This window comes from Kitasatospora arboriphila (assembly GCF_039528095.1).
GTDB classification, from domain to species: domain Bacteria; phylum Actinomycetota; class Actinomycetes; order Streptomycetales; family Streptomycetaceae; genus Kitasatospora; species Kitasatospora arboriphila.
Genome location: NZ_BAAALD010000023.1, coordinates 29,253 through 52,648 on the forward strand (window position 1 = coordinate 29,253; position 23,396 = coordinate 52,648).

Here is a 23,396-nt window from a genome sequence, read left to right on the forward strand (position 1 = left end):
CACCGCCATGTCCCGGAGCCGCGCCGCCCCGACCGGCCCCCGTGCCCGGTCCGGGCGCCGCGGAGCGTAAAGTTCTCTCGCGTGAGCGACACCGACCGGCAGGCACCCCTGGCCCCGCCGCGGGCCCGGGAGGACCTTCCGGGTCCGGCCTGCTGTACCGTCCGCGGCCTTGCCAAGACCTACCGCACCGGCAGCGGCGCCAAGGCCGCCGAAGTCCCCGCGAACGCCGGGATCGACCTGACCGTGCGGCGCGGCGAGATCTTCGGCCTGCTCGGCCCGAACGGCGCCGGCAAGTCCACGCTGGTGCGCCAGCTGACCGGTCTGCTGCGCCCGGACGCCGGCAGCATCGACATCCTCGGCCACGACATCGTCCGCCACCCCGAGCGGGCCGCCCGGCTGCTGGCCTACCTCGGCCAGGAGTCCACCGCGCTGGACGAGCTCACCGTCTCGCTCGCCGCCGAGACCACCGGACGGCTGCGCGGCCTCGGCCGTGCCCAGGCCCGCGCCGAGGCGGCCGAGGTGCTCGCCGAACTCGGCCTCGAACCGCTGGCCGGCCGTCCGCTGGCCAAGCTCTCCGGCGGCCAGCGCCGCCTCGCCTGCTTCGCAGCCGCGCTGGTCGGCGAGCGTCCGCTGCTCGTCCTGGACGAGCCCACCACCGGCATGGACCCGGTCGCCCGGCGCGCCGTCTGGTCCGCCGTGGACCGCCGCCGGGCCGAGCGCGGCACCACCGTGCTGCTGGTCACCCACAACGTGATCGAGGCCGAGACGGTGCTCGACCGGGTCGCCGTCGTCGACGAGGGCCGGGTCATCGCCTGCGACACCCCCGGCGGCCTCAAGGCGCTGGTCGACGGCGACGTCCGGCTCGACCTGGTCTGGCGCACCGACGCCCCGCTCGACGTGCCCGCCGTCGCCGAGCTCGCCGCCCGGGCCGAGCGCACCGGCCGCCGCTGGACCGTCCGCACCACCCCCGAGCAGGCCCGCGAACTGGTCGCCGCGGTCACCGGCGGTGCCGCCTTCGCCGCGCTCGACGACTTCACCCTGGCCACCCCCAGCCTGGAGGACGCCTACCTCAAGCTCGGCGGCCGGCACAAAGGACTCGCCAAGTGACGCTCCTCGACACCCCGGCGCCCGCCGTCGCCACCCCCGCCGAGCTGGCCCCCGCCGCCCGGCTGCTGCCCTCGCTCGCCGCGGTCTACCGCGCCCAGCTCGCCCGGGCCAAGGTCGCCCGGATCCCGCTGCTGTTCGTCGCGACCTTCCAGTCGCTGGGCATCCTGGTGATGATGCGCGGCGTCGTGGACGGCGGCGGCAACCCGGCCGCGCACGCCGTGGTGGCCGGTTCGGCCGTGCTGGTGGTCGCCTTCGTCGCGCTCAACCTGCTCGCCCAGTACTTCGGCAGGCTGCGCGCCACCGGCGGCCTCGACCACTACGCGACGCTGCCGGTGCCGCCGGCCGCGGTGGTGCTCGGCGCGGCCGGCGCCTACGCCTCGTTCACGCTGCCCGGCACCCTGGTCACCGCCGCGGCCGGCGCCTGGCTGTTCGACCTGCCGGCCCGCAACCTCTGGGTGCTGCTGGCGGTGGTGCCGCTCGCCGGGGCGGCGCTGTCCGGTCTGGGTGCCGCCTGCGGCCTGCTCGCCCGGCGCCAGGAGATCGCCACTCTGCTGGGCCAGCTCGGCATGTCCGCCGCGCTGCTGCTCGGCGTCCTGCCGGCCGGCAACCTGCCGCAGCCCGTGCAGTGGCTGCGCGACCTGCTGCCCTCCACCTACGGCGTGGAGGCCTTCGCCCGGACCTTCGACCCCGCCCCGGACTGGGCCGCCGTCCTCGGTGACCTGGGCGTCTGCGCGGCCGTCGGGCTCTGCTCGCTCACCGTGGCGACCTGGGCGTACCGGCGGGCCACCCGCTGACCCGGCCGGCCCCCGGTCCGGCCGGCGCAGCCCGGACCGGCCGGGAGCAGCCCGCCCCGGGCCGCACCGGAGCCGCCCGCCCCGACCGGACCGGGGCCGGTCGTGAAACGATGACCGGGTGACCGCACCGAACACACCGACGGGCCCGGGCGCCGACCCGTACGCCCCGCACGACCCGTTCGCACCGCCGCCGGCGCCGGTCGGCCCGAAGCGGCCGAAGCGCGCCCTGCTGCCGGAGGTGCGGATCGGTGTGCTGATCGCGGCCGGCGGCGCGCTGCTCGGTGTGGTGCTCGGGCTGCTCTGGCTGTGGCTGGCGCCCCGGGTCGGCCTGGTCGTCAAGGGCGACCAGCTGCTGTACGCGGACCCGGAGGGCGAGCAGCGGGCCGGTGCCGACAGCGTCTTCGCGCTGCTCGGCCTCGGCGCGGGCCTGGTCACCGCGCTGACCGCCTTCCTGTTCACCCGCGGCCGGGGCGGCGGTGTCGCGGTCGCGGCGGGCCTCGCGGTCGGCGGCCTGGCCGGTTCGGTGATCGGCTGGCAGCTGGGCATGAAGCTCGGTCCCGCCTCCGACCTGGTCGCGCACGCCCGGCAGGTCGGCGACGGCGGCCGGTTCAGCGCCCCGCTGGAGCTCGGTGCGCACGGCGCGCTGCTGGTCTGGCCGATGACGGCCATGGTGCTGCTGCTGGTGCTGTCCGCCGCCTTCGGCAAGCGCGAGGAGGACCCGCCGCCGTACTGGGCCTGGCCCCACCCGGAGGCCGGTCACCCGGAGGCAGGTCACCCCGAGGCAGATCACGCGTCCGACGGTCACGCCCACGGGGGCCGCGCCGCGGGCGGCCCGGAGCACCCGCACGCCGGCTGACCCCCGGGGGTTCAGCGGCCGATCGGTGCCATCCGGGCGCCGGTCAGCGAGACCAGGTCGGCGGGGGCGAGTTCGACCTCCAGGCCGCGGCGGCCGGCCGAGACGAAGACCGTGGGATGGCCGAGCGCGCTGTCGTCCAGCACGGTGCGCAGCGGCCGCCGCTGCCCGAGCGGAGAGATGCCGCCCAGCACGTAGCCGCTGCTGCGCTCGGCCGCCGCCGGGTCGGCCATCGCCGCCCGCTTGCCGCCCACCGCGGCGGCGAGCGCCTTCAGGTCGAGCTGCCCGGAGACCGGGACGATGCCCACGGTCAGCGTGCCGTCCACGTCGGCGACCAGCGTCTTGAAGACCCGGCCGGCCGGGATGCCGAGCACCTCGGCGGCCTCGCCGCCGTAGGACGCCGCGGCCGGGTCGTGGTCGTAGGCGTGCACGGTGTACGCCACGCCCGCGGCCTCCAGCGCGACCGTGGCGGGCGTGCCCTGGCCGCCCTTCTTCGTCTTCTTCGCCATCGGCGGCCCTTCTCGGGGTGCGGTCGGGTGCGGTCGGGGGTGCCGGTCGGCGTCAGTTGGGGCTGAAGGCCTGGCGGGTGAGGTCCGCGGCGGGCAGCGACGGCAGCCAGGCCAGCAGGGCGGTCTCCCGGCGCAGCAGCTCCAGCTCGGCGGTGAGCCGCTGGGCGGTGTCCGGGCAGGCCAGCAGCTCCTGCTTGACGGGGGCGGGCAGCACGGTGGCCGCCGCGACCAGATAGGAGAGCGCCTGCGGGTCGAGCGGCAGCTCGATGTCGCCGGCCAGGGTGGCCTCCTTCGCGCCCGCGAGGCGCTTGCGGTACTCGTGGAAGGCCCGCTCCACCACCGCGCCGAGCGCCCCGGAGCCCTGGCCGGACGGCTCGTCCAGCGGCCGGGTCTCGGCGACGAGGTAGGGGCCGCTCGCGTCGACGGACTCCACGGTGAACCGGGTGGTGCCGGTGACCAGCAGCTCGTACCGGCCGTCGGCGCGGCTCCGCACGGAGGTGACGTCCGCGACGCAGCCGACCCGGTACAGCGCCTCCCGCGGGTCGCCGGTGACCGTGCCGAGCCCGTCGAGCGGCCCGGCCGGGCCCTCGGTCTCGCGGACGGGCGCGACCTCGCGGCCGTCCCTGATGGCGACCACGCCGAAGCGGCGCGGTTCGTCCTCGGGTAGTGCCTGCAGGTCGGCGACGAGTCGGCGGTAGCGCTCCTCGAAGACGTGCAGGGGCATCACCAGGCCCGGGTAGAGGACCGTGTTGAGCGGGAAGAGCGGCAGCCGTTCTGTCACGGCGCACAGCGTAGTTGCCGCGGGCCCCGGCGACCTCGCCCTTTTGCCGCAGAGCCGGCCTCAGCCGCGCTGCAGCAGCCGGGTCGCGCCGGTGACGGCGGTGGTCGCCAGGATCCAGCCGGTCAGCACCAGGCCGGCGGCCACCCACTGGCCCTGCCGGTCCGGGTTCCAGCCGCCCTGCCCGAGGTCGACCACCGGCAGCAGCCTGCCGAGCGTGTACAGCGCGGCGTCCCAGGTGGGCACCTCGTCGGCCTTCAGCGGCTGCGGCGGGTGCTCGGCGAAGTACGCGGTGCCGAGCAGCCAGGCCAGCAGCAGCCACAGCGCGGCCCGGCCGGGCCGGTAGCCGTAGCCGACGGTGACGTCCTGCAGCAGCCCCCACAGCCGCGCGTGGACCGGCAGGGCGGCGCGGCGGCGGCGCTGCTTGGCGTACAGCACCTCGCGGGCGTCCTCGTCCCGGCCGTCCCGGCGCAGCGCCGAGGCGAGCTGTTCGTACGGCTCCGGCTGGTACTCGCCGAGCGAGTTCTCCAGCCAGGCGATCCGCTCGGCGACGCCGAACGGCTCCGCGGGCCGCAGCGACTCGTAGGTGAAGCCGGTGAGCCGCACCAGGCCGGCGCCGGGCCAGGACCGCGGGGCGTCGACCAGGTTGCCGACCTGGGCCCGGGAGAGCGACACCGTGCCGTCGGGGGCCTTCTTGCAGGCGAATCGCAGCTCGGGCGTCCGGATCCGGCGCAGCGACAGCTCCTGCCCCTCGGAGAGGTGGAACTCGGCCTCGTGGATCAGGCAGGCCTGCTCGAAGCGGGCGTCGACCAGCCGTACCCCGCCCCAGGCACGGAACGGGGTGACGGCGGCCCCGGGCTCGTGCGGCGGCCCGTAGCCGTAGGCGTACTCGCTGGGCGAGGTCGTCCAGCGGTTGTCGGCCGAGCCGGTCAGGTACAGCGTGTTGCCGACGGTGGTGCGGGCCAGGTTCAGGCAGTTGCGGCCGGGGACGGGCATCCGCAGCTGGGCGCCGCGCAGCGAGAGCCGGCCGCCGATCCGGCCGGTGCGGATGCCGAACTCGCCGTGCACCTCGATCCGCTCGGCCTCCAGGTCCTGGTGGACGGTGAGCCCGTCCGCGGAGAGCGCCCGGTGGTGCGGGTCGGCGCCGAGGACGGCCTGGTTGAGCAGCAGGTCGGTGCCGATCCGGGCGTCGGTGAGCCGGATGCCCTGCGGCACCACGCAGCGCGCCAGGTGCACGTCGCCGTCGGCGGCGAGCCGGGAGGCGTCCAGCCGCGGTATCAGGCAGCCGATCAGCCGGATCGTGCCGGCCCGGGCCTCGGAGAGCAGCACCCGGGTGTCGAAGCGGCAGCCGTGCAGCTCGATGTAGTGGGTGAGGGACGCGCCGGCGAGTGACAGCGGCCCGGCGACGTACGCGCCGTTGAGCTTCAGCGCCGCGACCCGCCCGGGTGCGGGTGCGGGGCCGGAGAGCAGCAGCCGGGCGAGCACCTCGGCGCGGACGGTCCGCTCCGCGCCCCAGTCGCCGGAGCCCGCCGGGTCGTCGTCCTCGGCCTTGCCGGCGCGCAGATCGAGCACCTCGCCGTGCCGGAACGCGTCCCACAGGCGCTGCTCCGTGTCCGTCCAGCCGTCCGGTGCCCCGTCCGCCATCGTCCCCCCTGGTGATCTCCGGCCGTCTCGGCCTTCGTATCACGGACTGAAATGCGCGGCCGCCGTTTCCGGCCACTCCTTACACTGGGCCCTGTGATCTCTCGAATCGACCTGCGCGGCTCCGTCTCGGACCCGCGCGACCTGCTGCCCCGTGCCGAGTTCGACGTCGAGGCCGCCCTGGAGACGGTGCGGCCGATCTGCGAGGACGTACGCCATCGCGGGGTCGCGGCGCTGATCGAGATCACCGAGCGCTTCGACGGCGTGAAGCTGGAGTCCACCCGGGTGCCCGAGGAGCGGATCACCGCCGCCCTGGAGAGCCTCGACCCGAAGGTGCGCGCCGCACTGGAGGAGTCGATCCGCCGCGCCCGCCTCGTCCACCGCGAGCAGCGCCGCACCGACCACACCACCGAGGTGGTGCCGGGCGGCTCGGTCACCGAGCGCTGGGTGCCGGTCGACCGGGTCGGCCTGTACGTGCCGGGCGGCCTCGCGGTCTACCCGTCCTCCGTGGTGATGAACGTGGTGCCCGCGCAGGAGGCCGGCGTGCCCGGCATCGCGGTCTCCTCCCCGCCGCAGAAGGAGTTCGGGGGGTCCGTCCACCCGACGATCCTGGCCGCCTGCGCCCTGCTCGGCGTCACCGAGGTCTACGCGGCCGGCGGCGCCCAGGCGGTCGCCATGTTCGCCTACGGCACCGAGGAGTGCCGCCCGGTCAACCTGGTCACCGGCCCCGGCAACATCTACGTCGCCGCCGCCAAGCGCCTGCTCAAGGGCCGGATCGGCATCGACGCCGAGGCCGGGCCGACCGAGATCGCGATCCTCGCCGACGACTCCGCCTCGCCGCGGGACGTCGCCGCCGACCTGATCAGCCAGGCCGAGCACGACCCGATGGCCGCCTCCGTGCTGGTCACCGACTCGCCGGAGCTCGCCGCCGCGGTCGAGGCCGAGCTGGAGACCCAGGTCGCCAACACCAAGCACCGCGAGCGGGTCACCACCGCGCTCGCCGGCCGGCAGTCCGGCATCGTCCTGGTCGACGACCTGGAGCAGGGCCTGGAGGTGGTCAACGCCTACGCCGCGGAGCACCTGGAGATCCAGACCCGGGACGCCCGCGCCGTCGCCGGCCGGATCCGCAACGCGGGCGCCGTGTTCATCGGCCCGTACGCGCCCGTCTCGCTCGGCGACTACGCAGCCGGCTCCAACCACGTGCTGCCCACCGGCGGCTGCGCCTGCCACTCCTCGGGCCTGTCCGTGCAGTCCTTCCTGCGTGGCATCCACGTCGTGGACTACTCCCGCGAGGCGCTGGCCGACGTCGCCGCGCACGTGGTCAACCTGGCCGAGGCCGAGGACCTGCCCGGCCACGGCGACGCCATCCGCGCCCGCTTCGACTGGACGGTGCCGAACTCTTGAGGATCGACGACCTCCCCATCCGCGACGAACTGCGCGGACAGTCCCCGTACGGTGCCCCCCAGCTCGACGTACCCGTCCAGCTGAACACCAACGAGAACCCGTACCCGCTGCCCGAGCCGCTGGTCGCCCGGATCGCCGAGCGGGTCGCCGAGGCCGCCCGGCACCTCAACCGCTACCCGGACCGGGACGCCGTCGAGCTGCGCGAGGGCCTCGCCGGCTACCTCACCCGCACCACCGGCCACGCCGTCACCCGGCAGCAGGTCTGGGCGGCGAACGGCTCCAACGAGGTCCTCCAGCAGCTGCTGCAGACCTTCGGCGGCCCCGGCCGCACCGCGCTCGGCTTCGAGCCCTCGTACTCGATGCACGCGCTGATCTCCCGCGGCACCGGCACCGGCTGGATCTCCGGTCCGCGCAACGAGGACTTCACGATCGACCTCGACGCCGCCCGCGCCGCGATCGCCGAGCACCGGCCGCACGTGGTGTTCATCTGCTCGCCGAACAACCCGACCGGCACCGCCGTCGCCGCCGACACCGTCCTCGCCCTGTACGAGGCCGCGCAGGCCGCCCGGCCGAGCCTGGTGGTCGTCGACGAGGCGTACGTCGAGTTCTCGCACCGCGAGTCGCTGCTGCCGCTGATCGAGGGCCGCCCGAACCTGGTGGTCTCCCGCACCATGTCGAAGGCGTTCGGCGCGGCGGGCCTGCGGCTCGGCTACCTCGCCGCCGACCCGGCCGTGGTCGACGCCGTCCAGCTCGTCCGGCTGCCGTACCACCTGTCCGCCGTCACCCAGGCCACCGCGCTGGCCTGCCTGGAGCACACCGACACCCTGCTGGGCTACGTCGCGCAGCTCAAGGCCGAACGGGACCGCCTGGTCGACGCCCTGCGCGGGCTCGGCCTGGAGGTCACCGACTCCGACGCCAACTTCGTCCAGTTCGGCCGCTTCGCCGACACCCACGCCGTGTGGCAGGCGATCCTCGACCACGGCGTGCTCGTCCGCGACAACGGCGTCCCCGGGTGGCTGCGGGTCACCGCCGGCACCCCCGCCGAGAACGACGCCTTCCTGGACGCCGTCCGACTTGTGATCAAGGAGCTGTAACCCCGAATGTCCCGTATCGGCCGCGTCGAACGCACCACCAAGGAGACTTCGGTCCTCGTCGAGATCGACCTCGACGGCACCGGGAAGACCGAGATCTCGACGGGCGTCGGGTTCTACGACCACATGCTCGACCAGCTCGGCCGCCACGGCCTCTTCGACCTCACGGTCAAGACCGACGGCGACCTGCACATCGACACCCACCACACCATCGAGGACACCGCCCTCGCGCTCGGCGCCGCCTTCAAGCAGGCGCTCGGCGACAAGGTGGGCATCTACCGCTTCGGCAACTGCACCGTCCCGCTGGACGAGTCGCTCGCCCAGGTCACCGTCGACCTCTCCGGCCGCCCGTACCTGGTGCACACCGAGCCGGAGACCATGGCGCCGATGATCGGCACCTACGACACCACCATGACCCGGCACATCCTGGAGTCCTTCGTGGCGCAGGCGCAGATAGCGCTGCACGTCCACGTGCCGTACGGGCGCAACGCCCACCACATCGTCGAGTGCCAGTTCAAGGCGCTCGCCCGCGCGCTGCGCTACGCCTCCGAGCGCGACCCGCGCGCGGCCGGAATCCTCCCCTCGACCAAGGGCGCACTGTGAGCAAGTCCGCGATCGCACTGATCTTCGTCGGCCTCTTCCTGACCGGCGGCGTGATCTCGTTCTGGAAGCAGAAGCTGCCCAAGGGCGTCGTCGCGGTGCTCGCGATCGGCGCCGTCCTGTGCCTGGCCGCCGGCGCCATGCGCCTGTAGCCGGCCTCGAGAGACTGGATCCCCACCCCCATGGCCAAGAACGTCGTCGTCCTCGACTACGGCTCCGGCAACCTCCGCTCCGCCCAGCGCGCCGTCGAGCGCACCGGCGCGAACGTCACCGTCACCTCGGACTTCCAGACCGCCCTGGACGCCGACGGGCTGCTCGTCCCCGGCGTCGGTGCCTTCGAGGCCTGCATGCGCGGCCTCAAGGCCGTCCGCGGCGAGCAGATCATCGGCCGCCGCCTGGCCGGCGGCCGCCCCGTCCTCGGCATCTGCGTCGGCATGCAGATCCTGTTCGCCCGCGGCGTCGAGCACGGCGTCGAGACGGAGGGCTGTGACGAGTGGCCCGGCACCGTCGAACCGCTGGACGCCCCGATCGTCCCGCACATGGGCTGGAACACCGTCGACGCCCCGGAGGGCAGCCGGATGTTCGCCGGCCTCGACGACGACACCCGCTTCTACTTCGTCCACTCCTACGGCGTCCGCCGGTGGGAACTGGAGGTCCACAGCGCCCGGCTGCACGCCCCGCTGGTCACCTGGGCCACCCACGGCCACCCCTTCGTCGCCGCCGTGGAGAACGGCCCGCTCTGGGCCACCCAGTTCCACCCCGAGAAGTCCGGCGACGCCGGCGCCGCCCTGCTGACCAACTGGGTCTCCACCCTCTGAAGCCGAAGGTCGAACACATGAGCCGCCTCGAACTGCTCCCCGCCGTCGACGTCCGCGACGGCCAGGCCGTCCGCCTGGTCAAGGGCGCCTCCGGCACCGAGACCTCCTTCGGCGAGCCCCTCGCCGCCGCCCTGGCCTGGCAGAACGCCGGCGCCGAGTGGCTGCACCTGGTCGACCTCGACGCCGCCTTCGGCACCGGCAGCAACCGCGCCCTGCTCGCCGAGGTCACCGGCCGCCTCGACATCAAGGTCGAGCTGTCCGGCGGCATCCGCGACGACGAGTCGCTCGCCGCCGCCCTCGCCACCGGCTGCACCCGGGTCAACCTCGGCACCGCCGCCCTGGAGGCCCCCGAGTGGGTCGCCAAGGTCATCGCCGAGCACGGCGACAAGATCGCCGTCGGCCTGGACGTCGTCGGCACCACCCTGCGCGGCCGCGGCTGGACCCGCGACGGCGGCGACCTCTACGAGGTCCTCGCCCGCCTCGACTCCGAGGGCTGCGCCCGCTACGTCGTCACCGACGTCAACCGCGACGGCACCCTCACCGGCCCCAACCTGGAGCTGCTGCGCAACGTCTGCGCCGCCACCGACAAGCCCGTGGTCGCCTCCGGCGGCGTCTCCTCGCTGGACGACCTGCGCGCCATCGCCACCCTCACCGGCGAGGGTGTCGAGGGCGCGATTGTGGGCAAGGCCCTCTACGAGCAGAAGTTCACCCTCGAAGAGGCCCTGGAGGCGGTGTCCCGATGACCGAGGTCCCGGCCGCGAAACGCCCGCAGCGTGTGTCCGGATTCTCCCCCTGGGAGGACCAGTTCGGCTACTCCCGGGCGGTCGCGGTCGGGGACACCGTCCTCGTGGCCGGCACCACCGCGTTCGAGGGCGGAATGGTCCAGCACGAGGGCGACCCGTACACCCAGACCCTCGCGGCGTTCGAGGTCGCCTTCAAGGCCCTCGCGGAGTTCGGACTCTCCGTGGACGACGTCGTCCGCACCCGGATGTTCATCACCCACATCCGGGACTGCGACGAGGTCGGCCGGGCGCACAAGAAGCTCTTCGACGCGATCCGCCCGGTGGCGACCATGGTCGTCGTCCAGGGCCTGATCGACTCCCGGATGATGGTCGAGGTCGAGGTCGAGGCCCACCGTCCCGGACTCGCAACCTCCTTGGAAGGCAAGCAGTGAGCCTCGCAGTACGTGTCATCCCCTGCCTGGACGTCGACGCCGGACGGGTCGTCAAGGGCGTCAACTTCCAGAACCTGCGCGACGCCGGCGACCCGGTGGAACTCGCCAAGGCCTATGACGCCCAGGGCGCCGACGAGTTGACCTTCCTGGACATCACGGCCTCCTCCGGTGACCGGGAGACCACCTACGACGTGGTGCGCCGTACCGCCGAGCAGGTCTTCATCCCGCTCACCGTCGGCGGCGGCGTCCGCACCGCCGACGACGTCGACAAGCTGCTGCGGGCCGGCGCGGACAAGGTCGGCGTCAACACCGCCGCGATCGCCCGCCCCGAGCTGATCCGCGAGATCGCCGAGCGCTTCGGCCGCCAGGTGCTCGTCCTCTCGGTGGACGCCCGGCGCGCCCCCGAAGGCACCGTGACGCCCTCCGGGTTCGAGGTCACCACCCACGGCGGCCGCCGCGGCACCGGCCTCGACGCCGTCGAATGGGCCGTCCGCGCCGCCGAGTTGGGCGCCGGCGAGATCCTGCTCAACTCGATGGACGCCGACGGCACCAAGGACGGCTACGACCTGGAGATGATCCGCGCCGTCCGCAAGAACGTGGCCGTCCCGGTCATCGCCTCCGGCGGCGCCGGCAAGCTCGCCGACTTCGCCCCGGCCGTCGACGCCGGCGCCGACGCGGTGCTCGCCGCCTCCGTCTTCCACTTCGGCGACCTGACCATCGGCCAGGTCAAGGACGCCCTGCGGGAGTCCGGTCACCCCGTCCGCTGAACCCTTCCTCCGGGGCCGGACGCGCCGCCGTCGGCGCACCAGGCCCCGGAGGACGCCGGCCCGGTGCTACGGCATCTCGCTCTTGATGATCGCGAAGACCGCGCCGTGCGGGTCCGTCGCCCAGCCCAGCCGACCGACGCCCGGCACGTCCATGCCCGGCATCACCACCCGGCCGCCCGCGTGCTCCGCCCGGCCGAGCACCGCGTCCACCTCGGTGACCTCGAAGTAGGGCACCCAGCGCACCGGCTCGTCGGGGCTCTGCAGCGGCGCGACACCGCCGAACGACGTCTCCCGCTCGGTGCCGCCCTCCGCCGTGGAGTACACCGTGTACGCCATCCCCGGCATCTCCACCGTCTCCGTGCGCCAGCCGAACAGCGCCTGGTAGAACGCCGTCGCCGCGGCCGGGTCCGCGGTGTGCAGCTCGGCCCAGCAGAAGGTGTTGGCCTCGGTGACGGCGTCCAGGCCCTGCGTCTCGCCCGGCTGCCAGATCGCGAACTGCACGCCCGCCGGGTCGGACAGCTGCGCCATCCGCCCGTCGGACATCACGTCGAACGGCTCGGCGCGGACGGTGCCGCCGTGCTGCTCGGCCGCCTTCGCCGTGGCGTCCGCGTCCGGCGTGCGGAAGTACAGCGTCCACGCCGGGGACGAGCCCTCCTCCGTCAGCGGGCCGACGGCCGCGACCGTCCTGCCCGCCTGCTGGAAGAAGCCGTAGTTGCCGGCCTCCTCGCCCAGCGACTGGAACGTCCAGCCGAAGACCGTGCCGTAGAACGCGGCGGTCGCGGGGATGTCCGGGCTCCCGAGGTCGAGCCAACAGGGAGAGCCCGTCCGGAACTCCGTGGTGAGCATCGTGGTGCGCCCCTTCGAGGGTGGTGGCCGGGCCGCTCCGCCGGGCGCGGAGACGCTTCGCCGCGGCCACCAGTCAGTGTGACCGGCGCCACTGACAATCGCGCGACGCTCACCGAACCGGCCACGTCGCCGCAGGTCAGCGCGGTCCCGGCAGCGGAAGCACGCGTCGCAGTGCGGCCACCGCGGTCTCCGCCCCGCGCACCGACAGCGAGGTGCGCGCCCCGCGCCCGAACGCGAAGAGCACCAGCTCGCCCGGCTCGCCGGTCAGGTGCACCGTCGGCCCCGTCCGGTGCGCCACCGTGCAGCTCCGCCCGTCCGGCCGCTCCAGCACCAGCCGCACCGGGGTCCTGCGCCCCGCCTCCAGCCGGGCCAGCATCGGCAGCCGCTGCCACAGCGCGTCCGCCAGCGGCGCCGCGACCTCCTCCTGCCGCCAGCCCTCGCCCGCCCGCCGGACGTCCTCCGCGTGCACGAAGTACTCGACCACGTTGGCCGCCTCGTCCGCGCCCGGCAGCGCGAACGGCGACAGCGCCGGCGGGCCCGACCTGAACAGGGCGACCAGCTCCTCGTACGGGCGCCGGGCGTAGCCGCGCTGCACCCGCTCCGTCCACCCCGCCAGCGGGCCGATCCTGATCCCCGCCGCCGCGTCCGGCCGCCGCTCCCGGAGCACCAGGTGCGCCGCCAGGTCCGCGGTCGTCCACCCCGCACAGAGCGTCGGCGCCTGCGGCCCGGCCGCCGCCAGCAGGTCCGCCAGCCGCTCCCGTTCCCCCCGCGCATGCTTCGTCATGCCCACCACCCTAGGCGGCGGCCCCGGCGCGCCTTGCCCGCGGGGCGGACCCGGAGGATCGTAAGAAATCCGAGGGTGCGGCGGTCGGCGGACGATCTATGGCCAAGGGGCGGAGCCACCCGGAGGTGCATCATGACGTTCGTCCAGCTCATCGAGTGCAGGACCGACAAGGTCGACGACCTGAACCGGCTGATGGACAGCTGGATCGAGCAGACCCGCGGCCGCCGCACGGCCACCCACTCGATGGTCGGCGCCGACCGCTCGGACGCCCGGCACGTCGTCGAGATCGTCGAGTTCCCGTCCTACGAGGAGGCGATGCGGAACTCGAAACTCCCCGAGACCGACCGGATCTTCCACGAGATGGTCGCGCTCTGCGACGAGCCGCCCACCTTCACCGACCTCGACATCGTCCGCGACGACCAGCTCAACAAGGCCGCCGTCCGACAGCTGATGCAGCGAATGTCCGCCGGCGACCTCAGCGTCTTCGACGAACTCCTCACCGAGGACTACCACGACCACGACATCGCCGACGAGACGGACGCGATGGGGCGCGAGGCCATCCGGGAGAAGTGCGCCGGCTACCTCGAAGCCTTCGACATGAACTTCACCATCGACAGCCAGATGGCCGACGGCGACCGGGTCGCCACCATGTGGAGCTTCAGCGGCATGCACAAGGGCGACTTCATGGGCCTGCCCGCCACCAACAAGCGGGTCGAGATGACCGGCATGACCGTCTTCCGCTTCCGGGACGGGATGGCCTGTGAGGGCTGGTGGAACTGGGACAACATGTCGATGATGCGCCAGCTCGGCCTCGTCCGGATGTGAGGCCGGCTCCTAGGGGGCAGCAGCCCAGGGGGCAGCACCCCCGAGGGGCGCGGGGAACTGCGCGGTCCGGGGGGCGGTGAGGCCGTGGTTCGGGCCGGCCCGAATCGCTGCTCGGGCCACCCCGGACCGCGCAGTTCCCCCCGCCTTCGGCCGGGCGGCGCCCCACGCACCCCTGATGTCGACTCTCCCCGTCAGTGCAGATGGCCCGTCAACTTGGGGCCGTGCTGGCGGTTGCTGATCGTCATCGTGCAGGTCGCGTCCCGCATGCCCTGCTTGTAGTACTGCAGGTACGGCCCCAGCGGGAAGCCGTAGTACGGCCCGCCGCCGCCCTGCCGCTGCTGCCGCTCGGCGAGCGGCGCCGCGCACAGCTCCCGCATCGCCCGCCCGATCTGCACGTCGCTGGTGAGCCCCTCGGGGAGCAGGACGTCGGCGATCGCCTCGCCGTCGTGCTGCTGCTCGCAGGGCCGCTCCTCGGCGCGCGTGATCACCTCGCTGAGCTGCGGGTGGTCGAAGCACGTCCCGGGGGTGAACCACGGGTACGGCAGGTTCTTCACGGGGCTCGGCGACGGGCTGGGCGGGGCGCTGCTCGGGGCGGGCGGGGGAGGGGCGGCCCGGTGGCCGCCGTCCGGCCACAGCACCACCGCCAGCACGACCGCCAGCACCACTGCGGAGGCCACCGCCACGGCGGCCCGCCTGCGCCCCTGCTCCACCCCGACCCCCCTCGGCTCTCCGCCCATTCTGGCCCGCCACCGGGCCGGCCGTCAGCGGATCACCGCTACTCGCCGCCGCCTTCCTCCAGCGCCGCGAGGTGCCGCTCCACGCTCTCGACCTTGGCGGTCAGTCCGCCGCTCACTCCGACCCGGTCGTCGATCTTGATCACGGTGCTGACCCGGTTGGTGTAGGCCTTCACCGCCTCGATCGCCGCCCGGACCACCGGCATCACCTCGTCCCACTCGCCCTCGATGCTGGTGAACATCGCGTCCGTCCGGTTGGGCAGCCCGCTGTCGCGGACCACCTTCACGGCCGCGGCCACCGCTTTGCCGACGTCCTCGCCCACGCCCAGCGGCGTGACGGAGAAGGCCACGATCATCCCGTCCTCGGTTCCCGGCCCGTGTCGGGCCCGTCGTCTGCTGCTCCGGCATCGGTCGCGGCCGGCCCGGCGGCGATGGGTACGCTGGGGGCGGCACGACCCGTACAAGGGGTCAACTTCTCATGCGAGTCGGAATCATCGGGCACGAACGCCTCTCGGACCTGACCGAGATGCTCGTCCGGGGCGAACTCTGGCAACTCGTCACCGCGCACGGCGCCTACGACCTGGTCGGCGTCGGCCGGCTGCGGCCCGGGCCGGACACCTGGTTCGCGCAGTCCGTCCTCGACCACGGCGGACGGATCGAGGTGGTGCTGTCAGCGGCGGAGGCCAGGGCGGGCGCCTTCACGGGGGAGGGCTGCCGCGACACCCGCCGCGGACTGCTGAACGCGGCGAACGCCGTGCACCGGCTGGCCGCGGCCGGGGCCGGCGGACCCGGTGAGGACACCGGCCCGGCGCTGGTCGGCATGGTGGACGAGCTGATCGCGGTCTGGGACGGCCGTCCCGGCAGCGAACCGGCCCGGGTGGTGGCGCAGGCGCAGCGGGCGGGCCTGGACGTCAGGGTGGTCTGGCCGGAGGGCTGTGAGAGCCCCGGCGCCGGCTGACCGCCCGCGGGCCGGCGCCCGGAGGGACCGCAGGGCGACGACTCCTGACCACTCCCCGAACACCGATCACCGTGCCGGGCGGGAGCTGCGAGAATGGTCCGCATGTCCACCACTCCCGCAGCCCCCGGCAGCACCGCCCTGGACGCCGCCGTCGCCGCCCGGCTCAAGCGCACCGCCGACGGCCTGCTCCCCGCCATCGCACAGCAGTACGACACCGGCGAGGTGCTGATGCTGGGTTGGATGGACGACGAGGCGCTGCACCGCACCCTGACGACCGGCCGCTGCACCTACTGGAGCCGCAGCCGCAACGAGTACTGGGTGAAGGGCGACACCTCCGGCCACGTCCAGCGGGTGGTCTCCGTCGCGCTGGACTGCGACGGCGACACCCTGCTGGTGAAGGTCGACCAGACCGGCGCCGCCTGCCACACGGGCGACCGCACCTGCTTCGACGCCGACGTCCTGCCCGTCGCCTAGCCCCTCCCGGCCCCCGGCGTTCCCGGCGCCCGCACGACCAGTCAGCAGCCCGCCCCTCCTCCTCCGAACGGTGCCCGCTCCCATGGATCTCGAGGTCTTCCGCAAGCTCGCCGCCGACACCCGGGTCATCCCCGTCACCCGCAGGCTCCTCGCGGACGGCCTCACCCCGATCGGGCTGTACCGCAGCCTCGCCGGCGAGCGGCCCGGCACCTTCCTGCTGGAGTCCGCCGAGCAGGGCCGGAGCTGGTCCCGGTACTCCTTCGTCGGCGTCCGCAGCGCCGCCACCCTCACCGCCGGCCCGGACGGCAACGCCCGCTGGCACGGCACCCCGCCGGTCGGCATCCCCACCGCCGGCGACCCGCTGGAGGTGCTGCGCGCCGCCCTCGCCGCCCTGCACACCCCGCGGCACACCGACGACGGCCTGCCGCCGCTCACCGGCGGCATGGTCGGCTACCTCGGCTACGACGTCGTCCGCCGGCTGGAGAAGCTGCCGAACCTCACTCCGGACGACCTGAAGCTCCCCGAGCTCACCCTGCTGCTCGCCACCGACCTCGCCGTCCTCGACCACGTCGACGGCACCGTGCTGCTGATCGCGAACGCGGTCAACCACAACGACCTGGCGAGCGGCGTGGACGAGGCGTACGCCGACGCGGTCGCCCGCCTCGACGCCATGGAGGCCGGCCTCCTGAAGCCGGTCGACCCGGGCCTGGCCACCTTCACCCCGACCGCCGCCGAGGCGCACTCGCCGTTCGGCGGCGCGCCGTACCGGGCGGCCGTCGAGACGATCAAGGAGCGGATCCGGGCCGGCGAGGCCTTCCAGGTGGTGCCCTCGCAGCGCTTCGAGGCGCCCTGCCCGGCCTCCGCGCTCGACGTGTACCGGGTGCTGCGCACCACCAACCCCAGCCCCTACATGTACCTCTTCCGCTTCCCCGGGCCGGACGGCACCGCCGAGGGCGGCTTCGACGTGGTCGGCTCCAGCCCGGAGGCACTGGTCAAGGTCAGCGGCGGCGAGGCGATGGTGCACCCGATCGCCGGCACCCGGCACCGCGGCGCCACCCCGCACGAGGACGCCGAGCTCGCCGCCGAGCTGCTCGCCGACCCCAAGGAGCGCGCCGAACACCTGATGCTGGTCGACCTCGGCCGCAACGACCTCGGCCGGGTCTGCGAGCCGGGCAGCGTCGAGGTCGTCGACTTCATGTCGGTCGAGCGCTACAGCCACGTCATGCACATCGTCTCCACCGTCACCGGCCGGGTCGCCGAGGGACGGACGGCCTTCGACGTGCTCACCGCCTGCTTCCCCGCCGGCACCCTCTCCGGCGCCCCCAAGCCGCGCGCCATGCAGATCATCGAGGAGCTGGAGCCCACCCGCCGCGGCCTGTACGGCGGCTGCGTCGGCTACCTGGACTTCGCCGGCGACTCGGACACCGCGATCGCGATCCGCACCGCGGTGCTCCGCGACGGCACCGCCTACGTGCAGGCCGGCGCCGGCGTGGTCGCGGACTCCGACCCGCACTCCGAGGACACCGAGTGCCGCAACAAGGCGGCCGCCGTGCTGCGCGCCGTGGCCACCGCCAACACCCTGCGACCGCCGGTATCGTGAGGTGGTCGATCCCGCGGAGGGAGGCACCGCCATGACCGCCACCGCCATGACCGTGCCCGCCGCGTCCGCGCCGACCGGGCCGCGGACGGGAGGGCCGTCGTGAGCCCCCGCGGTGCGGCCCGCCGGGCGATCGTCCTCGACGCCGCTCGGCAGGTCGAGGACCAGCTGGCGGGCCGCGGCCGCGCCGTCCCCGACGCGGCACTGGACCTCCCCGCCGCCCGCCCCGGCCGCGCCCCCGACCTGGTGGTGGTCGCCGACGGCGCGCGGCCCGACAACCGCGGCCACTGGGCCTGGCCGGACCTCGAAGCGGTGCTGGAGGTCGTCCCGGCGGCGGGCCCGCACGGCGGCCTCGTCGAACGGCTGCGCCGGTACGCCGGGCACGGCGTCCCGCTGTACGTGGTGGTCGACCCGGCCGAGGGCGTCTGCACCGTGCACTCCGACCCGCAGCCCGCCGGCGCCTACCACCTGGCCGAGCGGGTGCCGTTCGGCGAGGACCTGCCCGTGCAGCTGCCCGGGCGGACACTGGTCGTCGCCACCGGCGGCTTCCCCCGCGAACCGGCGTAGGGCGTGTCCCCACGCGCCCCCGAACCGGCCGTCCGAGCGGCCCCCTGAGCCCCCGTACCGGGACCCGGGCGTCCGGCCCGTGCGGGCCGTCGGCGACACTGGTCGGGTGAGTTCTCCCGCACCGAAGACCGACCGCCGCTCGCTCGTCCTGATGCTGCTGCTGACCGCGGTCGGCGCCCTGCTCGTCCTGACCTCCGTCGGCCGGACCTGGGCCGAGGGCGTGGTCGCCGGGACGGCGGGCGGCCGCCTGGCGGTCAGCGCCACCGGCTCCCGGCTGACCGGTCTGCCCACCGGGCTCGCCCTGACCGGGCTGGCCGCGGCCGTCGCGGTCTTCGCCGTGCGCGGCGCCGCCCGGACGGCGGTCGGCGTGCTCGCCGTGCTGGCCGGTCTCGGCGTGGTCGCCGGTGCGGTGATCGGCGTCACCGACACCGCCGGGCTGGACGCCGAGGCCGCCGGGCGCCTCGCGCTGGCCGGCGCCCAGGCCGAGCAGATCAGCCGGACCCTCTGGCCCTGGGTGGCCGCCGCCGGCGGTGTGCTGCTGGCCCTCGCCGGGCTGCTGACCGTCCGCTCCGGCCGCGGCTGGCCGGCGATGGGCGCCCGCTACGAGGCCCCGACCGCGAAGGCGGCCGCCAGGCCGCGGCCCACCGACCGGTCCGCGGAGCTGTGGAAGGCCCTCGACCGTGGCGAAGATCCCACCGACTGACCCGGGGCCCGCCTTGGGGACGGGCGTGAGGGCCCGGCACAATGGAAGGGTCAACCCGTCGAGCGCCCCGAGGTGCCCGGCCGGGATCCGGAGAACAAGGAGCACCAGCAGATGTCGGCAGCAGCGCACGGCCACACTCCCGCCGCCTGGACCGGCGTGACCATCGCTTTCATCGGTTTCACGGTCAGCGGCGTCGCCATGATCATCCCCAACGTGCTGCTCGTCGTGGTCGGCCTGGTGATCGTGGTGGCCGCCGGCGTGGTCGGCAAGGCGATGTCGATGGCCGGCATGGGCAAGCAGCCCAGCACCAACTTCGCTCCCGCCGCCGTCCCGGCCGCCGAGGAGCGCACCCCGGTCAGCGCCGCCTGACACCTGCGCCACACCTGCGCCGCAGCGCCGCGCCCCCGGTCACCCGTCGTGACCGGGGGCGCGCGCACGTCCGGCACGCCACGGTCGCCGCGCGGCCCTGCGCCGGCCGCGGCGGCCGGGGGAGGAGAATCGGCGGCGTGAACGCTCCCGTCCTCCCCGTGCCGCTCGGCCGCCGGCTGGCCCGCCCGCTGGCTGCGCTGGTGGCCGTCGGGCTGCCCACCGCGTACGTCGCCGCCGTCGACCCCAATGCGCCGGGCCACTACCCGACCTGCCCGGTGCTGCAGGCCACCGGCTGGTTCTGCCCGGGCTGCGGCGGCCTGCGCTGCGTGCACGCGCTGACCCACGGCGACCTGAACGCGGCCGGCCACGACAACCTGCTGGTCATGGTGCTGGCCGTGGCCGCCGCGGTGTTCTGGCTCCGCTGGCTGTGGTCCGCCGTCACCGGCGGCGCACCGCCGAGGTTCGTCGTCACCCTTCCGCAGACGGTGCTGCTGGCCGTGGCACTGGTGGTCTTCACCGTGCTGCGCAACCTGCCCGCGGGCGCCGGCCTGGCACCGCCACTGGTTTGACCTGGCCGTCCCGTGCTGTCGGCGCCGTCCGGCCCGCCCGCCGTCCGGCGCCGCCCGCCCGCCGCCGTGCGGTCCGCTCCGCGAGACGCGCGCCGGGCGGATGCGCCTTGCGCCCCCGGCGCCCGATACCATCGAAGGGCCAACGGGGGCGCGTCTGCACACCATCCTCACCGGTTCGTGCGAAACGCCCCCCGAGGTTTTTGACCGCACAGCCAGGCCGGGCGGGTCCGGAGTCCTCCGCACCTCCCGGCACCCAGCCATAAGACGACATGGGGGCGCTCGCGTGAGTGTGCTCGACGAGATCATCGACGGGGTCCGTGAGGACCTCGCCGAGCGACAGGCCCAGGTGTCCCTGGACGAGCTCAAGGAGCTCGCCGCCAAGGCGCCGGTGGCCAAGGACGGCGTGGCCGCGCTGCGCGGCGACGGCGTCCGGGTGATCTGCGAGGTCAAGCGCTCCAGCCCCTCCAAGGGCGCACTGGCGGCCATCGCCGATCCCGCCGCCCTGGCGCTGGACTACGCGGCCGGCGGCGCCGCCGCGATCAGCGTGCTGACCGAGCAGCGCCGCTTCGGCGGCTCCCTCGCGGACCTCGACGCGGTCCGTGCCGCGGTCGACACCCCGGTGCTCCGCAAGGACTTCATCGTCACCGCGTACCAGCTGTGGGAGGCCCGCGCGCACGGCGCCGACCTCGCGCTGCTGATCGTCGCGGCCCTGGACCAGCCGGCCCTGGTCTCGCTCGTCGAGCGGGCCGAGTCGATCGGGCTCACCCCGCTGGTCGAGGTGCACGACGAGGAGGAGATCGCCCGCGCGGTGGACGCCGGAGCGAAGATCATCGGTGTGAACGCCCGCAACCTCAAGACCCTCGAGGTGGACCGCAACACCTTCGGCAACGTGGTCGACGCGATCCCGGCCGGGATCGTCAAGGTCGCCGAGTCCGGTGTCCGCGGCCCGCTCGACGTCATCCAGTACGCCAACCTCGGCGCCGACGCGGTGCTGGTCGGCGAGTCCCTGGTGACCGGCAGGGACCCGAAGGCCGCGGTGGCCGACCTGGTCGCCGCCGGCGCCCACCCGGCCCTCCGCCACAAGGGCTGACCGCTGCCGTGAAACTCGCCTCCCGCCTCGCCCCCGGCTGCCGCCCCCGCGGCTGCCGCGCGCCCGCACGCCGGGTGCTGGGGCGGCGGGTGCGCTACGTGATCGGCTGCGAGCCCGGCCAGGTGCCGGGCCGTCGATGGCGCAGGACGCACGGCCGCTGAGCGGCCGTTCCTCCTGTCATCCCATCGACCCAGAAGGACGCTTCACCATGTCCGAGAAGGACTACCTGCCGGGCGCCCACGTCCCGGACGCGCGCGGCTACTTCGGCGCCTACGGCGGCCGTTTCATCCCGGAGGCGCTGGTCGCCGCCGTCGAGCAGGTCGCCGAGGAGTACGAGAAGGCCAAGACCGACCCGGCCTTCGCCGCCGAGCTCGACGCGCTGCTCAAGGACTACACCGGCCGGCCCAGCCCGCTGACCGACGTCCGGCGGTTCTCCGCCGAGGCCGGCGGCGCGCGCATCCTGCTCAAGCGCGAGGACCTGAACCACACCGGCTCGCACAAGATCAACAACGTGCTGGGCCAGGCCCTGCTCACCCGGCGGATGGGCAAGACCCGGATCATCGCCGAGACCGGCGCCGGCCAGCACGGCGTGGCCACCGCCACCGCCTGCGCGCTGTTCGGCTTCGACTGCACCATCTACATGGGCGAGGTCGACACCCGGCGCCAGGCGCTGAACGTCGCCCGGATGCGGATGCTCGGCGCCGAGGTCGTCGCCGTGAAGTCCGGCAGCCGCACCCTCAAGGACGCCATCAACGAGGCGTTCCGCGACTGGGTCGCCAACGTCGACTCCACCCACTACCTGTTCGGCACCGTCGCCGGCCCGCACCCCTTCCCGATGATGGTCCGCGACTTCCACCGGGTGATCGGCGTCGAGGCCCGCGAGCAGGTCCTGGAGCGCATCGGCCGGCTGCCCGACGCGGTCGTCGCCTGCGTCGGCGGCGGCTCCAACGCGATGGGCATCTTCCACGAGTTCATCCCGGACGCCGGCGTCCGCCTGATCGGCTGCGAGGCGGCCGGCGAGGGCGCCGACACCCCGCGCCACGCCGCCACCCTCACCAAGGGCGACCCCGGCGTGCTGCACGGCTCGCGCACCTACGTCCTGCAGGACGAGGACGGCCAGACCATCGAGTCGCACTCCATCTCGGCCGGCCTGGACTACCCCGGCGTCGGCCCCGAGCACGCCTGGCTCAAGGACACCGGCCGCGCCGAGTACCGCCCGGTCACCGACGACGCCGCCATGCAGGCGCTGCGGCTTCTGTCCCGCACCGAGGGCATCATCCCGGCCATCGAGAGCGCCCACGCGCTGGCCGGCGCCCTGGAGCTCGGCCGCGAGCTCGGCCCGGAGGCGACGATCCTCGTCAGCCTCTCCGGCCGCGGCGACAAGGACATGCACACCGCAGCCGAGTACTTCGGCCTCTACGACCAGGCGACCACCGAGAGCGGCGAGGGCAACTGACCATGGCATCCAAGCTCAGCAGCGTCCTGGCCGCGGCCAAGGCGGAGGGCCGCGCCGCCCTGATCGGCTACCTGCCGGCCGGCTTCCCGACCGTCGACGGCGGCATCGCCGCGGTCGACGCCCTGATCGAGGGCGGCTGCGACGTCGTCGAGATCGGCCTGCCGCACTCCGACCCGGTGCTGGACGGCCCGACCATCCAGACCGCCGACGACATCGCGCTGCGCGGCGGCGTCCGGATCAAGGACGTGCTGCACACCGTCGCCGAGGTCGCGGCCGCCCACCCGGAGGCGGCCGTCCTGGTCATGACCTACTGGAACCCGGTCGACCGCTACGGCGTCGCCCGGTTCGCCGCCGACCTGGCGGCGGCCGGCGGAGCGGGCTGCATCCTGCCCGACCTGCCGGTCGAAGAGTCCGAGGAGTGGCGCAAGGCGGCGGGCGAACACGGTCTGGACACCGTGTTCGTGGTCGCTCCCAGCAGCAAGGACGCCCGCCTCGCCGAGGTCACCGCGGCCGGCTCCGGCTTCGTCTACGCCGCCGCGGTCATGGGCGTCACCGGTACCCGGGCCCAGGTCGGCAACCTCGCCGAGGACCTGGTCGCCCGCACCCGGGCCACCACCGACCTGCCGGTCTGCGTCGGCCTCGGCGTCTCCACCGCCGACCAGGCCGCCGAGGTCGCGGGCTTCGCCGACGGCGTGATCGTCGGTTCGGCCTTCGTCCAGCGCATCCTGGACGCCGACGGCGACACCGCCGCGGCGCTGGACGCCGTGCGGGCGCTCGCCGCCGACCTCGCGGCCGGAGTCCGCCGCCGGTAGCCGCACCGCCCGTACCGTCCGACGGGCCGCCCGGGGGGGGGGGGGGGGGGGGGGGGCGGGGTGGGGGGGGGGGGGC

General features: G+C 74.5%; 29 protein-coding genes and 1 pseudogene. 23 read left to right on the plus strand and 7 right to left on the minus strand.

Going from position 1 to position 23,396, the window contains the following annotated elements; genetic code table 11:
* Positions 1–108: 108 nt before the first annotated feature.
* From ABD353_RS14480 to ABD353_RS14490, 3 genes are all read left to right on the plus strand, one after another.
* Positions 109–1,107, plus strand: coding sequence for an ABC transporter ATP-binding protein (locus tag ABD353_RS14480; RefSeq protein ID WP_344624027.1), 999 nt, complete (start codon positions 109–111; stop codon positions 1,105–1,107).
* Positions 1,104–1,901, plus strand: coding sequence for an ABC transporter permease (locus ABD353_RS14485; protein WP_344623981.1), 798 nt, complete (start codon positions 1,104–1,106; stop codon positions 1,899–1,901). Before ABD353_RS14480 ends, ABD353_RS14485 begins: the two co-directional genes overlap by 4 nt.
* A gap of 118 nt (positions 1,902–2,019) precedes the next feature.
* Complete coding sequence (locus ABD353_RS14490; protein WP_344623982.1) at positions 2,020–2,757, plus strand: hypothetical protein; 738 nt, start codon at positions 2,020–2,022, stop codon at positions 2,755–2,757.
* Positions 2,758–2,768: 11 nt separating this feature from the next.
* On the opposite strand, the gene ybaK is transcribed toward ABD353_RS14490, so the two are convergent.
* Genes ybaK through ABD353_RS14505 form a run of 3 tightly spaced genes read right to left on the minus strand, consistent with a single transcriptional unit; the run spans position 2,769 to position 5,685 of the window.
* Complete coding sequence (ybaK, locus tag ABD353_RS14495; RefSeq protein ID WP_344623983.1) at positions 2,769–3,263, minus strand: Cys-tRNA(Pro) deacylase; 495 nt, start codon at positions 3,261–3,263, stop codon at positions 2,769–2,771.
* Between the two features lie 52 nt (positions 3,264–3,315).
* The gene (locus ABD353_RS14500; protein WP_344623984.1) at positions 3,316–4,044 is read right to left on the minus strand and encodes an LON peptidase substrate-binding domain-containing protein; all 729 of its coding nucleotides are present in this window, start codon (positions 4,042–4,044) and stop codon (positions 3,316–3,318) included.
* Positions 4,045–4,104: 60 nt separating this feature from the next.
* On the minus strand, positions 4,105–5,685 hold the full coding sequence (locus ABD353_RS14505) for an oxidoreductase (protein ID WP_344623985.1): 1,581 nt from the start codon (positions 5,683–5,685) through the stop codon (positions 4,105–4,107).
* A 93-nt stretch (positions 5,686–5,778) separates the two neighbouring features.
* Here ABD353_RS14505 and hisD point away from each other — a divergent pair, with 93 nt between their 5' ends.
* Genes hisD through hisF form a run of 8 tightly spaced genes read left to right on the plus strand, consistent with a single transcriptional unit; the run spans position 5,779 to position 11,536 of the window.
* Positions 5,779–7,086, plus strand: coding sequence for a histidinol dehydrogenase (gene hisD / locus ABD353_RS14510; RefSeq protein WP_344623986.1), 1,308 nt, complete (start codon positions 5,779–5,781; stop codon positions 7,084–7,086).
* Positions 7,083–8,180 carry a histidinol-phosphate transaminase gene (locus ABD353_RS14515; protein ID WP_344623987.1) on the plus strand — a complete coding sequence of 366 codons (1,098 nt, stop codon included), beginning with the start codon at positions 7,083–7,085 and terminating at the stop codon, positions 8,178–8,180. The genes hisD and ABD353_RS14515 overlap by 4 nt, the downstream gene beginning before the upstream one ends.
* A 6-nt stretch (positions 8,181–8,186) precedes the next feature.
* Positions 8,187–8,780: an imidazoleglycerol-phosphate dehydratase HisB gene (gene hisB / locus ABD353_RS14520; RefSeq protein WP_030262644.1), complete on the plus strand. Its 594-nt coding sequence runs from the start codon at positions 8,187–8,189 to the stop codon at positions 8,778–8,780.
* The gene (locus ABD353_RS14525; RefSeq protein WP_030262641.1) at positions 8,777–8,929 is read left to right on the plus strand and encodes a hypothetical protein; all 153 of its coding nucleotides are present in this window, start codon (positions 8,777–8,779) and stop codon (positions 8,927–8,929) included. Before hisB ends, ABD353_RS14525 begins: the two co-directional genes overlap by 4 nt.
* Positions 8,930–8,959: 30 nt before the next feature.
* The gene (gene hisH / locus ABD353_RS14530; RefSeq protein WP_344623988.1) at positions 8,960–9,595 is read left to right on the plus strand and encodes an imidazole glycerol phosphate synthase subunit HisH; all 636 of its coding nucleotides are present in this window, start codon (positions 8,960–8,962) and stop codon (positions 9,593–9,595) included.
* A 17-nt stretch (positions 9,596–9,612) separates the two neighbouring features.
* Positions 9,613–10,338 carry a bifunctional 1-(5-phosphoribosyl)-5-((5-phosphoribosylamino)methylideneamino)imidazole-4-carboxamide isomerase/phosphoribosylanthranilate isomerase PriA gene (gene priA, locus ABD353_RS14535; RefSeq protein WP_263105862.1) on the plus strand — a complete coding sequence of 242 codons (726 nt, stop codon included), beginning with the start codon at positions 9,613–9,615 and terminating at the stop codon, positions 10,336–10,338.
* Entirely contained in the window at positions 10,335–10,769 is a 435-nt protein-coding gene (locus tag ABD353_RS14540; protein ID WP_344623989.1) for a RidA family protein, read from the plus strand. The genes priA and ABD353_RS14540 overlap by 4 nt, the downstream gene beginning before the upstream one ends.
* Positions 10,766–11,536 carry an imidazole glycerol phosphate synthase subunit HisF gene (gene hisF / locus ABD353_RS14545; protein ID WP_344623990.1) on the plus strand — a complete coding sequence of 257 codons (771 nt, stop codon included), beginning with the start codon at positions 10,766–10,768 and terminating at the stop codon, positions 11,534–11,536. The genes ABD353_RS14540 and hisF overlap by 4 nt, the downstream gene beginning before the upstream one ends.
* Before the next feature lie 66 nt (positions 11,537–11,602).
* On the opposite strand, the gene ABD353_RS14550 is transcribed toward hisF, so the two are convergent.
* Together ABD353_RS14550 and ABD353_RS14555 are read right to left on the minus strand one after the other, a co-directional pair.
* Positions 11,603–12,382 carry a VOC family protein gene (locus ABD353_RS14550; RefSeq protein ID WP_344623991.1) on the minus strand — a complete coding sequence of 260 codons (780 nt, stop codon included), beginning with the start codon at positions 12,380–12,382 and terminating at the stop codon, positions 11,603–11,605.
* Positions 12,383–12,518: 136 nt separating this feature from the next.
* Positions 12,519–13,166 carry a TIGR03085 family metal-binding protein gene (locus ABD353_RS14555; protein ID WP_344623992.1) on the minus strand — a complete coding sequence of 216 codons (648 nt, stop codon included), beginning with the start codon at positions 13,164–13,166 and terminating at the stop codon, positions 12,519–12,521.
* A 132-nt stretch (positions 13,167–13,298) separates the two neighbouring features.
* Between ABD353_RS14555 and ABD353_RS14560 the strand changes: the two genes are divergently transcribed.
* Positions 13,299–13,991: an ester cyclase gene (locus ABD353_RS14560; RefSeq protein ID WP_344623993.1), complete on the plus strand. Its 693-nt coding sequence runs from the start codon at positions 13,299–13,301 to the stop codon at positions 13,989–13,991.
* 191 nt (positions 13,992–14,182) lie between these two features.
* Here ABD353_RS14560 and ABD353_RS14565 read toward each other — a convergent pair whose 3' ends face one another.
* Complete coding sequence (locus tag ABD353_RS14565) at positions 14,183–14,701, minus strand: hypothetical protein (protein ID WP_344623994.1); 519 nt, start codon at positions 14,699–14,701, stop codon at positions 14,183–14,185.
* A 65-nt stretch (positions 14,702–14,766) separates the two neighbouring features.
* Positions 14,767–15,081 (minus strand): MTH1187 family thiamine-binding protein, encoded by a 315-nt coding sequence (locus tag ABD353_RS14570; protein ID WP_344623995.1) that lies wholly within the window; start codon positions 15,079–15,081, stop codon positions 14,767–14,769.
* Between the two features lie 122 nt (positions 15,082–15,203).
* On the opposite strand from ABD353_RS14570, the gene ABD353_RS14575 reads away from it, so the two are divergent.
* The 11 genes and pseudogenes from ABD353_RS14575 to trpA all read left to right on the plus strand — a co-directional run bounded on the left by ABD353_RS14575 (position 15,204) and on the right by trpA (position 23,320).
* Positions 15,204–15,683: a hypothetical protein gene (locus ABD353_RS14575; protein WP_344623996.1), complete on the plus strand. Its 480-nt coding sequence runs from the start codon at positions 15,204–15,206 to the stop codon at positions 15,681–15,683.
* 102 nt (positions 15,684–15,785) lie between these two features.
* Complete coding sequence (hisI, locus tag ABD353_RS14580) at positions 15,786–16,157, plus strand: phosphoribosyl-AMP cyclohydrolase (RefSeq protein ID WP_344623997.1); 372 nt, start codon at positions 15,786–15,788, stop codon at positions 16,155–16,157.
* Between the two features lie 82 nt (positions 16,158–16,239).
* The gene (locus ABD353_RS14585) at positions 16,240–17,757 is read left to right on the plus strand and encodes an anthranilate synthase component I (RefSeq protein WP_344623998.1); all 1,518 of its coding nucleotides are present in this window, start codon (positions 16,240–16,242) and stop codon (positions 17,755–17,757) included.
* 66 nt (positions 17,758–17,823) lie between these two features.
* A pseudogene (locus ABD353_RS14590) lies at positions 17,824–18,321 on the plus strand (Uma2 family endonuclease); the annotation flags it as partial.
* A gap of 106 nt (positions 18,322–18,427) precedes the next feature.
* On the plus strand, positions 18,428–19,024 hold the full coding sequence (locus ABD353_RS14595; protein ID WP_344623999.1) for a TIGR02234 family membrane protein: 597 nt from the start codon (positions 18,428–18,430) through the stop codon (positions 19,022–19,024).
* A 111-nt stretch (positions 19,025–19,135) separates the two neighbouring features.
* A complete protein-coding gene (locus ABD353_RS14600; RefSeq protein WP_344624000.1) occupies positions 19,136–19,393 on the plus strand; it encodes an HGxxPAAW family protein in 258 nt (85 codons plus the stop codon).
* 137 nt (positions 19,394–19,530) lie between these two features.
* Entirely contained in the window at positions 19,531–19,962 is a 432-nt protein-coding gene (locus ABD353_RS14605; protein ID WP_344624001.1) for a DUF2752 domain-containing protein, read from the plus strand.
* A 283-nt stretch (positions 19,963–20,245) separates the two neighbouring features.
* A complete protein-coding gene (gene trpC, locus ABD353_RS14610; RefSeq protein WP_030262585.1) occupies positions 20,246–21,052 on the plus strand; it encodes an indole-3-glycerol phosphate synthase TrpC in 807 nt (268 codons plus the stop codon).
* Between the two features lie 8 nt (positions 21,053–21,060).
* Complete coding sequence (trpM, locus tag ABD353_RS40420; protein WP_420706148.1) at positions 21,061–21,213, plus strand: tryptophan biosynthesis modulator TrpM; 153 nt, start codon at positions 21,061–21,063, stop codon at positions 21,211–21,213.
* 47 nt (positions 21,214–21,260) lie between these two features.
* Positions 21,261–22,508 carry a tryptophan synthase subunit beta gene (trpB, locus tag ABD353_RS14615; RefSeq protein WP_344624002.1) on the plus strand — a complete coding sequence of 416 codons (1,248 nt, stop codon included), beginning with the start codon at positions 21,261–21,263 and terminating at the stop codon, positions 22,506–22,508.
* 2 nt (positions 22,509–22,510) lie between these two features.
* Positions 22,511–23,320, plus strand: a complete 810-nt coding sequence (gene trpA / locus ABD353_RS14620; protein ID WP_344624003.1) for a tryptophan synthase subunit alpha — start codon at positions 22,511–22,513, stop codon at positions 23,318–23,320.
* The last annotated feature ends 76 nt before the right edge of the window (positions 23,321–23,396 follow it).